Source organism: Arthrobacter sp. TJ-170, from assembly GCF_058269305.1.
This window is the reverse complement of sequence record NZ_JBZCNL010000005.1, coordinates 231,027-244,168: the sequence shown is the minus strand read 5'-3', so window position 1 is coordinate 244,168 and position 13,142 is coordinate 231,027. Positions and strand designations below refer to the sequence as shown.

Genomic DNA, 13,142 nt, shown 5'->3' with positions numbered 1-13,142 from the left:
GGGCTGCTAGAGACGGTCGCCCGTTGTGGAGGCGGACGCGCCGGCTGCTGCCGAGGTCCCCTCCGGAGCGTTGCGTGTATCTGCGGCAGCAATGGAATCGCGGGCAGCCTCAACTACGGCTTCGGAGGTGATTCCGAATTCGCGGAAGAGGGTCTTGTAATCCGCTGACGCTCCGAAATGCTCCAGCGAAACGGACCTGCCGGCGTCACCGACCAGCTCCCGCCAGCCCTGAGCGATACCGGCCTCGACGGAAACGCGTGCCCGGATGCCGGAGGGCAGAACCGATTCGCGGTAGGACTCGTCCTGCTTGTTGAACCACTCGAGGCAAGGAAGGGACACAACGCGGGCGGCGACCCCTTCCTTCTGCAGTGCGGTGCGAGCCTCAACGGCAAGCTGGACCTCGGAACCGGTGGCGATCAGGATGACGTCCGGATCACCATTGGGTGCTTCCGCAAGCACGTAGGCACCCTTGGCGACGCCTTCCGCCGACGCGAAGGTGTCTCCGCTTGCTTCGCCGTCTCCGCGTTCCCAGGTGGGAATGTTCTGGCGTGTGAGAACGATGCCCGCAGGGTTGGACGTGTTCTCCAGGATGGTGCGCCACGCTACTGCAACCTCATTGGCGTCACCCGGACGGACAACATCGAGACCGGGAATGGCTCGCAGCGAAGCGAGCTGCTCGACGGGCTGGTGCGTAGGACCGTCTTCACCGAGACCGATGGAGTCGTGTGTCCACACATAGATCGCCGGGACTCCCATGAGCGCACCGAGCCGGATGGCGGGCCGCTGGTAATCGCTGAAGATCAGGAAGGTGCCCGAGAAGGCGCGAGTGCTGCTGTGCATCACAATGCCGTTCACGATGGCCGCCGCAGCATGCTCGCGGATTCCGAAGTGCAGAACCCGGCCGTAGGGGTTTCCGGACCAGGCATCGGTCTGCTTGCTTGCAGGGACGAAGGATGGGGATCCCTCGATCGTGGTGTTGTTCGACTCGGCGAGGTCAGCGGACCCGCCCCAGAGTTCCGGCAGAACCGGACCGATGGCGCTGAGGACCTTGCCCGAAGCGGCGCGTGTGGACATGTCCTTGCCGGCCTCGAATTCCGGAAGGCTGGACTCCCAGCCCTCGGGAAGCTCCCGCGCGGAGATCCGCTCGAGCAGCGCGGCGCTGTCCGGGTTGGATGCCTTCCAGGCGCTGAAGGTGTCTTCCCAGCTCTTGCGCTCTTCCTGTCCGCGCTCCACAACCTTCCGGGCGTGGGCCAGCACCTCGTCGTCGACCTGGAAGTCCTGTTCCGGATCGAATCCGAGAGTGGACTTGAGCGCCGCAACCTCGTCCTTGCCGAGGGCCGAACCGTGGATCTTGCCGGTGTTCTGCTTGTTCGGTGCAGGCCAGCCGATGATGGTGCGCAGTGAGATGATCGAGGGACGCGAGGTCTCTGCCTTCGCAGCGTTGAGTGCGTTGTACAGCTCGGCGACGTCTTCGACGTATTCACCGGTCTTGGTCCAGTCGACCCGCTGGGTGTGCCAGCCGTAGGCGGCGTACCGGTCGAGGACGTCCTCGGTGAAGGCGATGTCGGTGTCATCCTCGATGGAGATGTGGTTCTCGTCGTAGATCATCACCAGGTTGCCCAGTTCCTGGTGCCCGGCAAGGGATGACGCCTCGGAGGTCACGCCTTCTTGGAGGTCGCCGTCGGATGCAATCACCCAGATGGTGTGGTCGAAGGGGCTCTCACCCTGCGGCGCTTCGGGATCCAGCAGCCCGCGCATGCGGCGCTGGGCGTAGGCGAAGCCTACGGAGGAAGCGAGGCCCTGGCCGAGCGGTCCGGTGGTGATTTCGACGCCGGCGGTGTGGCGGTACTCCGGGTGGCCGGGGGTCTTGGAGCCCCAGGTGCGCAGAGCCTTCAGATCATCAAGCTCCAGGCCGTAGCCGGAAAGGAAGAGCTGGATGTAAAGGGTGAGCGATGTGTGCCCGGGGGAGAGTACAAAGCGGTCCCGACCGGTCCACTCCGGGTCGGTCGGATCATGGCGCATGAACTTCTGGAAGAGGAGGTAGGCCGCCGGGGCCAGGCTCATCGCTGTTCCAGGGTGGCCGTTGCCCACCTTCTCCACGGCATCTGCCGCGAGTACGCGAATTGCGTCTACCGCGCGCTCATCCAGTTCATTCCAGTCCAGTTCCTGCTTTTCCAGCTGTGGCACGTTCACCGGGCCCCTCTCTGTTACGTCACGGCCAGCGCCGCGGCGCCGAGTGAGACTGCGCCACGGACGCGAAAGTCCCCGCGGCCAGCCGGCCGTTCACCGTTGAAAACTTGAATAATGCTGCGTTTCGACCAAACCGGATCCCCGCACGTTGGGGTAGTGCTGACAACTCTCCCGAGAACCATGGCCCCCGGGTATTCGTCGTGCGTCCCGGCGTGCGGGAGTGATCCAGGTGATACATGCCACCTTAGCGCTTTCGGCTCCGAATGCGCGTGGACCAACCTTTTGTGAAGGGTCACACAAGGACACGAACGACGGCGGCGCGACGCCTGCCGTGTCGCCTCCATGTTTTCTACGAGCTGTAAAAAAGACATAACGACCGGGTATGATAGCGACGGACTTTAACCTCACAGAGAAGCAGAGCATCCTCCCGTGAATTTCGACCAGGCGGCAGTTGCGCCCAGCGTGCATCAGGCAGGCAGCGGCGTATCCCGCAAGCTTCGGGCGTATCTGGCACTGACCAAACCCCGGGTCATCGAACTGCTGCTGGTAACGACTCTTCCCACCATGATCTTCGCCCAGGGCGGCTTCCCATCGCTGGTCCTTGTTATTGCCACCATGGTCGGCGGCGCGTTCGCCGCGGGGAGCGCCGGCGCCTTCAACTGCTATCTCGACCGGGACATCGACAAGGTCATGAACCGCACGGTTAACCGGCCGCTCGTGACGGGCGAGGTGACACCGCGGGAAGCGCTGGTTTTCGCCTCGCTCCTCGGCGTTGCCGCCGTCGGCATCCTTTGGGTGGGGGCCAACCCTCTCGCCGCGTGGCTGGGAGTGGCGGCGATTTTCTTCTACGTCGTTATTTACACCCTCATCCTGAAGCGGCGCACCGCGCAGAACATTGTCTGGGGCGGCGCGGCGGGATGCATGCCTGTCCTGATCGCATGGGCTGCGGTCACGGGAACCATTGAGTGGCCGGCCGTGATCCTCTTCCTGGTCATCTTCCTCTGGACACCGCCGCATTACTGGCCGCTGTCGATGAAGTACAGCGACGACTACAACGCCGCGAACGTTCCCATGCTTGGAGCCATTGCGGGCCCCGGCGTCGTTTCCGTCCAGGTGGTTCTCTACGCCTGGGCAACGGTGATCTGCTCACTCCTCCTTGTGCCGGCGGGCGGGGCAGGCTGGGTATACACCGCCGCAGCAGTTCTCAGCGGCGGGTGGTTCATCCTCGAATCCCACAAGCTGCACGCCGCTGCCCGTGCCGGCACGGTGACCGGCAAGGGTGCAATGAAGGTCTTCCACGGTTCGATCAGCTACCTGACCATTCTGTTCCTTGCCCTCGCCATCGATCCCTTTGTAGGTGCGGCGGTTTTTGCCGCGTAGGTAGGGTGACTATCCACCTAGGATGGAGGAATGGTCTTCACCGGAGTGGTTGCGTACCCCCTGACGCCTTTTGATGTGAACGGCGGATTGAATTCAGCTGAGCTCACGCTGCTCGTCGACCGTCTGGCCCGCTCTGGGGTGAACGGCGTCACCGTGCTCGGATCCTCCGGCAGTTTCGCCTACCTTGACGCAGAGGAGCGGAAGCAGGTTCTGGCCACCGCCGTAGAGGCGGCCGCCGGGCGGGTACCCGTTGCCGCAGGAATCAGCGCCGTCGCAACCCGCGAGGTGGTGGCGGGTGCCCTAGCCGCCGAGCAGCTCGGAGCGGACGGAGTGGTTCTCTCACCGGTGTCCTACCTGCCGCTCACCGACGATGAACTCGTCGGCCTGGTCGAAGAGGTGGCCTCATCGACCACGTTGCCCATCTGCCTTTACAACAATCCGTCGACAACCCAGTTCTCCATCGAGGTGGAGCTCGTGGGACGGCTAGCGCATGTGCCCACCCTCGTCGCTTTCAAGGACACTGCCGCGACGCCTGCGGAATTCGCCGAACGGGCCGCCAGGCTGCGGGATGTGCTGGACCGGCCCATCAGCCACGGCGCCAGCGGGGATCCGCTTATTGCCTCCGGCGAGGTGACGGCTGATGCCTGGCATACGGGCCTGGCGGCGCTCCTCCCGGCGAGCTATCTGGCTTTCCGGGGCGCGGTCCTGGACGGCGATGCGGCGCGGGTTGCGGTAGAACGGTCCCGGCTGGTGCCGGTAGTCCAGGCGGTGCATCGGCTGCGGAAGCTCAGCGGCTTGCACGCCCTGGGCCGGGCCTGCGGGGTGGATGCCGGCGATCCGCGCCGCCCCCTGCTTCCAATCGCCGGTAGCGAGCAGCGGGACCTTGCACGGCTTGCCGAGGCGTTCGACGATATCGAGGACGGCGTCCTGCGCTGACACCTACCGGAGGTGAGCGGGCTGATCCACTCGCCGTCGGGTGAACCCGACATAGACGGCGTGTGCCATTGCTGCAGTGAGCAGGGATGCGCCCAGCATATGCAGTGCAACCAGGGCCACCGGCAGGTGGAGGAAGTGCTGCAGGTAGCCGATCGCTCCCTGCGCGAAGACGACGACGGCGAGAATGACCAGCGCGACCCGTAGCCGGCGCGCAACCCTCAGCCGATATGCAGCGACAACCAGGACAAGGACTGTCAACACAAGCAGGTACACCGGAGCGGCGTGGATGCGTGTCATAAGATCCGGGTTCAGATTGTTCCGCGCTGCGCCCGAATCCCCGGCATGCGGTCCGGATCCGGTGACGACGACGCCGAACAGCACCGCCGCTGCCACCAGTACGGCGGCGGCAACCAGAAGCTGCCGAAGCAGGGGTGTGGCGCGCGGTTCATTATCAGCGGCGGCTTCCGCGGCCGTGAGCCGACTGCGGTTGACCAGCACTGTCGCAACGGTGATCAGGATCATGGAGATGATGAAGTGCCAGCCGACAATCCAAGGGTTCAGCTGAGTCAGAACTGTGATTCCGCCGACGACTGCCTGCGCGGGTATGCCTGCGAGAAGCACGACGGCGGGCACGAACAGATCGCGGCGCGTCTTGCGCATGTTCCAGAGTGAAATCAGCATGGCAACCGCGATTGCGGTGAGGACAAACGTCAGCAGGCGGTTGCCGAATTCGATGACTCCGTGCATGCCCATCTCCGGGGTGCTGACAATGGAGTCGGCAGTGCAGCGGGGCCACTCAGGACAGCCGAGTCCGGAGGCAGTCAGTCGCACAGCGCCGCCGGTGAGCACGATGAGGATCTGGGAGATGAGGGAAGCCAGTGCCAGTCCGCGGACCGTCGGCGTAACCGTCCGTGGCAGGCGCACGTTCTTGCGGGTGGGGGAGAGCTGAGTCATGTTCCTAACTCCATTTGAACCAGCGGACGGCGGCCAGACCCACGACGGCGGCCCAGCCGCACAGCAGTGCGAAGGACCACAGGTCGAACGTGCCGGATGTCAGTGCCTCGCGCAATCCGTCTCCGAGGGCCGCTGACGGCAGCAGCGCGACGAGGGGCTGGATCGCTTCCGGAAGGCTGCTGCGCGGAATGACGGTGCCGCCGACTGCGGCAAGGAGCACCCACGCCAGGTTCGTTACGGCGAGAGTGGCTTCCGGCCGCAGGGTGCCGGCGATAAGCAAACCGAGCGCGGTGAATGCTGCGATTCCCGGAACAAGCATGGCGAGAGCGGGAAGGATCCCGCTGAGCGGGGGCTGCCAGCCGAGCAGGACCGCCGTCGTGCAGATGACAATGACCTGAATGGCAAGCACTGCGCCAACTGCGAGAACCTTGCCGAGGATCAGTCCGCTGCGGCCGAGCGGTGTGGTGGAAAGGAAACGAAGTACACCGTATCGGCGGTCGAAACCCGTCGCGATACCCTGCCCGGTGAAAGCCGTGGAGAGCACGCAGAGAGCGATCACACCCGGGGTTCCAGCCTCGAGGCGGGGCATGCCGAGTGCGTCGAAGAAAGGTGTAAAGGCAATGGCCATGAGGGCGAGCAGAGGCAGCACGATAGCGAGCACCAACTGCTCCCCATTGCGGAGCATGGCGACGGTCTCATACTTGCCGTGCTGCAGAACGCGCACGGGAAGGGAAGAGGCGCTCATCGGATGCTCCGTCCGGAGATATCGAGGAACACGTCCTCGAGCGAGCGGGAGGTCAGGTAGATCGAGGCCGGGAGGATGCCCTGCTCAGCCCACCAGGCTCCGAGCACGGCAAGGTCCCGGGGAGTAAGTGCTCCGCTGACCCTGTACTGGCCCGGGGAAGATTCAATAAGTTCAAGGTGGGGCAGACGTGCAGACGGAAGCGAAAGGCCTTCCCGCGTTTCGAACCTGAGTTCGCGCGTGGCGTCCGCGGCATGCGCTGTCAGCTCCGAAACGGTTCCGTGCCTGACCGTGCGCCCCTGGTCGATGATGTACACATAGTCGGCGAGCTTCTGGGCGTCGTCAAGGAGATGGGTGGTAAGGATGATCGCCAGTCCCTCTGCGCGCAGTTCATTGATCAGTTCGAACACGATGTTGCGGGACTGCGGGTCGAGTCCGGCGCTTGGCTCATCCAGGAAGAGCACTTCGGGGTTTCCCACGAGCGCGCACGCGAGCGCGAGGCGCTGCTTCTGGCCTCCTGAAAGCCGCCGTACCGGGGTTTGGGCGAACGAATCGATCCCGAGCCTGGCCGAGAGCTCATCTACCCTGCGGGGGGACGCGTACATGCCCGCAACGTGGCGCAGAAGGGAAAGTGGCCGAACAGCGGGAGGCAGGCCGCCTTCCTGCAACATGATCCCGACCCGGCTGCGCAACGCGGCACCCGCGCGCCATGGATCCTCTCCAAGCAGGCGCACACTGCCGCCGCTGGGTTTCTGAAGACCCTGTGCGCACTCGAGCGTTGTTGTCTTGCCCGCTCCGTTTGCACCCAGCAGCGCCGTGACGCGGCCCTTGTCTGCGCGTAGACTCACGCCGTCGAGCACGTGGGCCATCTTGCCGTCGAGTGATGAGACCGGGCCGAAGTCCTTGACGAGCCCGCTCACTTCTACGGCGGGGGAGGAGGAAGGCACCGCATAATTCTACGCCACGTAGTAACTGCCTTCATTCCGGAGCGTGGGTAGCCTCGCCTTACTGGAAGCCGGTGGTGATCTGGAATAGATTAGGTCACGGTTATGTTGTCTAAATTGGACAAAATTTCTTCGGTCGGGATCCCGGCCCGTTCCCCAGTGCACTAAGGAGGCCCGCGATGTCACAATCAGTTGCTCCCGGCCGGACCAAGGTGCACAGCGCATTCGTGGGAACTGATGACGTCGACTCACGGCGTGCTGTTGACGAACGCACGAGGGACAAGGTGCTCTCCGCGGTTCTTGAGCACGGACCTGTGAGCGCAGCTGAACTGGGTGATCGGTTGGGTTACACCCCGGCAGCCGTCCGGCGTCATCTGGACGCACTGTCCCGTGACGGCCTGATCGAGGTCAAGGTGGTCGGCAGTCGATCCCCGGGCGCCGGTCGTCCAGCCCGGCGCTATGTCCTCAGCCAGCGTGGTCAGACGCGCCTTGGCAATGACTACCTGCACATCGCCCAGGCTGCCCTGGGACAGCTGCGCGAGATGGCAGGGCCCGACGCCGTCCGCCAGTTTGCGGCAGGCCGGTTCGCCGACATGGAAGAGCGGTACCGACCCATCGTCGAGTCAGCAGGCGACAGCATTGAGGACAAGGCGGTAGCCCTTGCCGAGGCACTGAGCCTTGACGGCTTCGTGGGTTCCACCCGGGAAATCGGCCGCAACGCGCCGAACGCCGCGATGCTGAGCATCCAGCTGTGCCAGGGACACTGTCCCATCCAGGAACTCGCAACGCGCTTTCCGGACTTCTGTGATCAGGAAACCGCGGTGTTCGCCCGGCTCCTCGGCGTGGACGTCCGCCGGCTCTCGACCCTCGCAAGCGGCGGCCACGTCTGCACAACCCACATACCGATTGGCCGAATTGCACGCGTGAGCGGATCCGGCGGCCAACTACCCGACAGCGCCGTCCCGGCGTCGCACCCATACACGACAAACGTCTCCAACCATCAGCAAGGAAGGCCGTGATGACGGATCAGACAGAGAAGGCATTGGTTCCCGACGCCGTGCCGGCAGGAGTGATCAGCGACATCCTCGAGAGGAACCCGGAGCTCCACGGCATCGGCAACTACGAGTATGGCTGGGCCGACAAGAACGACGTCGGCGCCAACGCAAAGCGCGGTCTCGATGAGGAAGTCGTTCGCGACATCTCAGCCAAGAAGAGCGAGCCCGAGTGGATGCTCGACATGCGGCTCAAGGGCCTGAAGTACTTCGACCGCAAGCCCATGCCGGCGTGGGGCGCGGACCTGTCGGGCATCGACTTCGACAACATCAAGTACTTCGTCCGCTCCACCGAGAAGCAGGCGGGGAGCTGGGAAGAGCTCCCCGAGGACATCAAGAACACCTACGAGAAGCTCGGTATCCCCGAGGCTGAGCGTAACCGCCTGGTTTCAGGGGTCGCGGCGCAGTACGAGTCCGAGGTTGTCTACCACCAGATCAATGAGGAACTTGAGCGCCAGGGCGTCATCTTCATGGATACCGACACGGCGCTGCGCGAGCACCCGGAGTTCTTTGAAGAGTACTTCGGCTCGGTAATTCCTGTGGGTGACAACAAGTTCGGGTCACTGAACACCGCCGTATGGTCCGGCGGATCCTTCGTCTACGTCCCGCCGGGCGTTCACGTGGAAATCCCGCTGCAGGCGTACTTCCGGATCAACACCGAGAACATGGGCCAGTTCGAGCGGACGCTGATCATCGCGGACGAGGGCTCCTACGTTCACTACATCGAGGGCTGCACGGCGCCGATCTACACGTCCGATTCGCTCCACTCCGCCGTCGTTGAGATCATCGTGAAGAAGAACGCACGCGTTCGCTACACGACCATCCAGAACTGGTCCAACAACGTTTACAACCTGGTCACCAAGCGCGCCATCGCGCACGAGGGCGCAACCATGGAGTGGGTGGACGGAAATATCGGTTCGAAGGTCACCATGAAGTACCCGGCCGTGTACCTTGTCGGCGAGCATGCGAAGGGCGAGACTCTTTCGATCGCGTTCGCAGGCGAAGGCCAGCACCAGGACACCGGTTCGAAGATGGTTCACATCGCTCCGAACACCAAGTCCTCGATCATCTCCAAGTCGGTTGCCCGCGGTGGCGGACGCGCCGCCTACCGTGGCCTCGTGCAGGTCCGCGAGGGCGCGAAGCACTCGGCGAACACCGTCCGTTGTGACGCCCTGCTGGTCGACACGATCTCCCGGTCGGACACATACCCGTACGTGGACATCCGTGAGGACGACGTCACGATGGGCCATGAGGCCACTGTCTCCCGCGTGAGCGAAGAGCAGCTGTTCTACCTCATGTCCCGCGGTATGCCCGAAGACGAGGCGATGGCGATGATCGTCCGTGGCTTCATCGAGCCCATCGCCCGCGAACTCCCGATGGAGTACGCCCTCGAACTGAACCGCTTGATCGAACTCCAGATGGAAGGAGCCGTAGGCTAATGGCCGAAACCTCACAGTTGAGCCCTGAACTTTCAGAAATCACGACCGACGAGAAGGCCAGGATCGGAGCCCCGTCGACCGATGCGAAGGTGGCTATTGACGGCTTCACCGAGGAGGGCGAAAACCTTTCTCCGCTGAACACAGGCACTGAACAGCATGGCGCACGCCGGCACAGCCACGGCGACGAGCCGGTAGTGCCGGAGGCTTCGCGCGGCGAGCGTCTCAAGTCCTACCGTTTGGCGGATTTTGCGCCGCTGACAGGCCGCGAGGAGGACTGGCGGTTCACCCCGCTCAAGCGTCTTCGCGGATTGGACAGCGACCCGTTGTCCGGCCAGGGCCCCACCGTCACCGTAACGGGTGCCTCCAATGTCCAGATCGAGACCGTCGGCCGTGATGACGCGCGCTTCGGTTGCGCCGCCGTCCCTGAGGACCGGGTCTCCGCTGCCGCCTGGGAAGCTGTCACCGCCGCAACCGTGATCACCATCCCCGAGGAGACAGTCGCTGACTGCGAGGTCACCGTGAGTGTACGCGGCAACGACAACGCCGCTTCTGCACAGCACCTCATCATCGACGCGCGCAAGTTCTCGCGCGCAGTGGTGGTCCTCGACCACCAGGGCAGTGCTGTTCTCGCCCAGAACGTCGAAATCCTCGTCGGCGACGGCGCTGAACTCACGGTGGTGAGCGTCCAGGAATGGGACGACGACGCCGTTCACGTCTCCTCCCAACAGGCAAAGGTGGGCCGCGACGCGCGCTTCAAGCACGTGGTGGTCAGCCTCGGCGGCGACCTGGTGCGCCTGACCCCGTCGTCGTTCTTCACCGCCCCCGGCTCCGAAGTCGAAATGTACGGGCTGTACTTCGCCGACGCCGGGCAGCACCTTGAGCAGCGTCTGCTGGTTGACCATGCCGTTCCGAACTGCAAGTCCCGCGTGACCTACAAGGGTGCACTGCAGGGCAAGGACGCGCACACCGTGTGGGTGGGCGACGTCCTCATCCGCAAGGAAGCTGAGGGAACGGACACTTACGAGGTCAACCGCAACCTTGTGCTGACCGACGGAGCGCGCTCGGACTCGGTGCCGAACCTTGAGATCGAAACCGGTCTGATCGAGGGTGCCGGCCACGCCAGCGCCACCGGCAGGTTCGACGACGAGCACCTGTTCTACCTGATGGCCCGCGGTATTGATGAGAAGACCGCACGCCGGCTCGTGGTGCGTGGATTCCTCAACGAGGTCATCCAGCAGATCAAGGTGCCGGTTCTGGAAGAGCGTCTCACTGAAGCTGTGGAACGCGAGCTGGCTGCAGGGAACATCTGATGAGCGAATCACCGACAAACGGGGCGCCGAAGGGCGAGATTGTCTGCAACGTGAATGATATTCAGGTCAAGCAGGCACTGCGGATCCTGATCGACGATTATCCGGTAGCGATCGTGAAGGACTCCGACGGCGGTATCCACGCCATCGGTGACACCTGCTCGCACGCCGATATCTCCTTGTCAGAGGGCGATGTGGAGGGTTGCAGGATCGAATGCTGGGGACACGGGTCCCAATTCGATCTGCGCAGCGGCATGCCGCTCCAGCTCCCCGCCTACGAACCCGTGCCGGTGTTCGCGCTTGAGATCCACGGAGACGAGGTCTACGTGGATATCACCACGGTGACCAACTCCGCGCCGGTCCCCAATCGCGCCTGAACAAACACGCAGCTAAACTTTCGAATATTTGAGCAACCCTGCGCATGCAGGATGCAAAGGAGAATCCACAGATGTCCACCCTTGAGATCAAGGACCTGCACGTCAGCATTGTGACGGAACAGGGCACCAAGCCCATCCTCAAAGGCGTCAGCCTGACCATCAACACCGGTGAGATCCACGCCATCATGGGCCCGAACGGTTCCGGCAAGTCCACCCTCGCGTCGACGATCGCCGGCCACCCCCGGTACACCGTGGACAGCGGCTCAATCACGCTCGACGGCGAGGACGTCCTGGAGATGAGCGTTGACGAACGCGCCCGCGCAGGCCTCTTCCTCGCCATGCAGTACCCGGTCGAGGTCCCAGGCGTCACCATGACCAACTTCCTGCGGACTGCCAAGACGGCACTCGATGGTAAAGCCCCGAGCCTTCGCCACTGGACCAAGGACGTCAAGGAAGCGATGACTCAGCTGCGCATCGACGCCGACTTCGCGCAGCGCAATGTCAACGAAGGTTTCTCCGGCGGCGAAAAGAAGCGTGTGGAGATCCTCCAGCTCGAGCTCTTCAAGCCGAAGTTCGCCATCCTCGACGAAACCGATTCCGGCCTCGACGTCGATGCGCTGAAGGTCGTCTCCGAAGGCGTCAACCGTGAGCACAGCGGGGGCAAGATGGGCACGCTGCTCATCACGCACTACACCCGCATCCTGCGTTACATCAAGCCGGACTTCGTGCACGTCTTCGTTGACGGTCGGATCGCCGAGGAGGGCGGCCCTGAGCTTGCTGACCGCCTTGAGGAAGAGGGCTACGACCGCTTCCTCGTGCCCGGCGCGGCTACCGCCGGCGCCTGATTCACTTCCAGAAAGAAAGGCTCCTCCGCATGAGCGATGTGAACGCAGCACAGACATCCCTTGAGGACGTCGAAGAGGCGCTGAAGGACGTCATCGACCCTGAGCTCGGCGTGAATATCGTCGACCTGGGTCTCCTGTACGGCCTGAAGTACGCCGAGGACGGCGCGCTGCTGATCGACATGACCCTCACCACGGCAGCCTGCCCCCTCACCGACGTAATCGAGGAGCAGGTCGGTGAGGCGCTTGACGGAACAGTCGACGACTGGAGGCTGAACTGGGTGTGGATGCCGCCGTGGGGACCGGAGCGCATCACCGAGGACGGTCGCGATCAGATGAGGGCCCTCGGCTTCAACATCTAACCGATTCTCATAGCGGTTCCTTACCGGAGGGACGGCAGCGCACCGCGCCGCCGTCCCTCCGGTCTGTCGAGGATAGGTAAGAATCAGGCACCGACTTCAAGGTGTATCTGACGGAAGACGTCAGCGACCCTGTCCGAGAACAGGACGAATCTGACCTCCACGACGTCGCCGTCGTAATTCGCCATGGCCTTGAACGCGATCCTGGCCACTGCTTCCGGGTCCCAGCCATAGATGCCGGCGCTGATCGCAGGAAAAGCAACGCTTTGCGCTCCCAGCTCGTCCGCAACTTCAAGACTTCGCCGGAAACACGACTCGAGCAGCGCCGGGTCCGTCTGGCCCGCATGTCGGTTTGGACCGACGGTGTGAATGACCCAGCGGGCCGGCAGCCGGAATCCGGGAGTACCAACCGCCTGCCCCACCGGCAGACCGTCCGGCAGATAGTCACGCCGAACGGTGCGGCATGCCTCGAGGAGTTCCGGCCCCGCCGCGGCGTGGATGGCACCGTCGACTCCGCCGCCGCCGAGCAGCGAGGAATTGGCGGCATTGACGACGGCGTCCACCTCCTGGGTGGTGATGTCGCCCTCGACAATCTGCACGTTTACTGGCACCGCGGCCAC

At 63.7% G+C, this 13,142-nt stretch carries 13 protein-coding genes; 8 read left to right on the top strand and 5 right to left on the bottom strand.

Annotated elements, in window-relative coordinates; translation table 11 throughout:
* Positions 1–6: 6 nt before the first annotated feature.
* Entirely contained in the window at positions 7–2,178 is a 2,172-nt protein-coding gene (gene tkt / locus AC4D1W_RS11490) for a transketolase (RefSeq protein ID WP_490898862.1), read from the bottom strand.
* A gap of 441 nt (positions 2,179–2,619) precedes the next feature.
* Here tkt and AC4D1W_RS11485 point away from each other — a divergent pair, with 441 nt between their 5' ends.
* Entirely contained in the window at positions 2,620–3,570 is a 951-nt protein-coding gene (locus AC4D1W_RS11485) for a heme o synthase (protein ID WP_490898812.1), read from the top strand.
* A 30-nt stretch (positions 3,571–3,600) separates the two neighbouring features.
* A complete protein-coding gene (locus tag AC4D1W_RS11480) occupies positions 3,601–4,506 on the top strand; it encodes a dihydrodipicolinate synthase family protein (RefSeq protein WP_490898811.1) in 906 nt (301 codons plus the stop codon).
* Positions 4,507–4,509: 3 nt separating this feature from the next.
* Here AC4D1W_RS11480 and AC4D1W_RS11475 read toward each other — a convergent pair whose 3' ends face one another.
* From AC4D1W_RS11475 to AC4D1W_RS11465, 3 genes are read right to left on the bottom strand one after another with little or no spacing between them, the layout of a single operon-like run.
* Positions 4,510–5,460 (bottom strand): COX15/CtaA family protein, encoded by a 951-nt coding sequence (locus AC4D1W_RS11475; protein ID WP_490898810.1) that lies wholly within the window; start codon positions 5,458–5,460, stop codon positions 4,510–4,512.
* Between the two features lie 4 nt (positions 5,461–5,464).
* Positions 5,465–6,205 (bottom strand): ABC transporter permease, encoded by a 741-nt coding sequence (locus AC4D1W_RS11470; protein WP_490898809.1) that lies wholly within the window; start codon positions 6,203–6,205, stop codon positions 5,465–5,467.
* Positions 6,202–7,149, bottom strand: a complete 948-nt coding sequence (locus AC4D1W_RS11465; RefSeq protein WP_490898808.1) for an ABC transporter ATP-binding protein — start codon at positions 7,147–7,149, stop codon at positions 6,202–6,204. Before AC4D1W_RS11465 ends, AC4D1W_RS11470 begins: the two co-directional genes overlap by 4 nt.
* A gap of 176 nt (positions 7,150–7,325) precedes the next feature.
* On the opposite strand from AC4D1W_RS11465, the gene AC4D1W_RS11460 reads away from it, so the two are divergent.
* The 6 genes from AC4D1W_RS11460 to AC4D1W_RS11435 all read left to right on the top strand — a co-directional run bounded on the left by AC4D1W_RS11460 (position 7,326) and on the right by AC4D1W_RS11435 (position 12,525).
* Entirely contained in the window at positions 7,326–8,165 is an 840-nt protein-coding gene (locus AC4D1W_RS11460) for a helix-turn-helix transcriptional regulator (protein WP_490898807.1), read from the top strand.
* Positions 8,165–9,637, top strand: a complete 1,473-nt coding sequence (gene sufB / locus AC4D1W_RS11455) for a Fe-S cluster assembly protein SufB (protein WP_490891503.1) — start codon at positions 8,165–8,167, stop codon at positions 9,635–9,637. The genes AC4D1W_RS11460 and sufB overlap by 1 nt, the downstream gene beginning before the upstream one ends.
* Positions 9,637–10,947 (top strand): Fe-S cluster assembly protein SufD, encoded by a 1,311-nt coding sequence (gene sufD / locus AC4D1W_RS11450; protein ID WP_490898806.1) that lies wholly within the window; start codon positions 9,637–9,639, stop codon positions 10,945–10,947. The genes sufB and sufD overlap by 1 nt, the downstream gene beginning before the upstream one ends.
* On the top strand, positions 10,947–11,321 hold the full coding sequence (locus AC4D1W_RS11445; RefSeq protein WP_490898805.1) for a non-heme iron oxygenase ferredoxin subunit: 375 nt from the start codon (positions 10,947–10,949) through the stop codon (positions 11,319–11,321). Before sufD ends, AC4D1W_RS11445 begins: the two co-directional genes overlap by 1 nt.
* A gap of 71 nt (positions 11,322–11,392) precedes the next feature.
* Positions 11,393–12,166 carry a Fe-S cluster assembly ATPase SufC gene (sufC, locus tag AC4D1W_RS11440; RefSeq protein ID WP_490891506.1) on the top strand — a complete coding sequence of 258 codons (774 nt, stop codon included), beginning with the start codon at positions 11,393–11,395 and terminating at the stop codon, positions 12,164–12,166.
* 29 nt (positions 12,167–12,195) lie between these two features.
* Entirely contained in the window at positions 12,196–12,525 is a 330-nt protein-coding gene (locus AC4D1W_RS11435; protein ID WP_490891507.1) for a metal-sulfur cluster assembly factor, read from the top strand.
* Between the two features lie 83 nt (positions 12,526–12,608).
* Here AC4D1W_RS11435 and AC4D1W_RS11430 read toward each other — a convergent pair whose 3' ends face one another.
* The gene (locus tag AC4D1W_RS11430; RefSeq protein WP_490898804.1) at positions 12,609–13,142 is read right to left on the bottom strand and encodes an O-acetyl-ADP-ribose deacetylase; all 534 of its coding nucleotides are present in this window, start codon (positions 13,140–13,142) and stop codon (positions 12,609–12,611) included.

Bases quoted from the DNA above. Each gene is read 5' to 3' on its own strand.
- AC4D1W_RS11480 (WP_490898811.1), top strand. From the start codon at position 3,601: ATGGTCTTCACCGGAGTGGTTGCGTACCCCCTGACGCCTTTTGATGTG.
- AC4D1W_RS11475 (WP_490898810.1), bottom strand. From the start codon at position 5,460: ATGACTCAGCTCTCCCCCACCCGCAAGAACGTGCGCCTGCCACGGACG.
- AC4D1W_RS11470 (WP_490898809.1), bottom strand. From the start codon at position 6,205: ATGAGCGCCTCTTCCCTTCCCGTGCGCGTTCTGCAGCACGGCAAGTAT.
- AC4D1W_RS11460 (WP_490898807.1), top strand. From the start codon at position 7,326: ATGTCACAATCAGTTGCTCCCGGCCGGACCAAGGTGCACAGCGCATTC.
- sufB (WP_490891503.1), top strand. From the start codon at position 8,165: ATGACGGATCAGACAGAGAAGGCATTGGTTCCCGACGCCGTGCCGGCA.
- sufD (WP_490898806.1), top strand. From the start codon at position 9,637: ATGGCCGAAACCTCACAGTTGAGCCCTGAACTTTCAGAAATCACGACC.
- AC4D1W_RS11445 (WP_490898805.1), top strand. From the start codon at position 10,947: ATGAGCGAATCACCGACAAACGGGGCGCCGAAGGGCGAGATTGTCTGC.
- sufC (WP_490891506.1), top strand. From the start codon at position 11,393: ATGTCCACCCTTGAGATCAAGGACCTGCACGTCAGCATTGTGACGGAA.
- AC4D1W_RS11435 (WP_490891507.1), top strand. From the start codon at position 12,196: ATGAGCGATGTGAACGCAGCACAGACATCCCTTGAGGACGTCGAAGAG.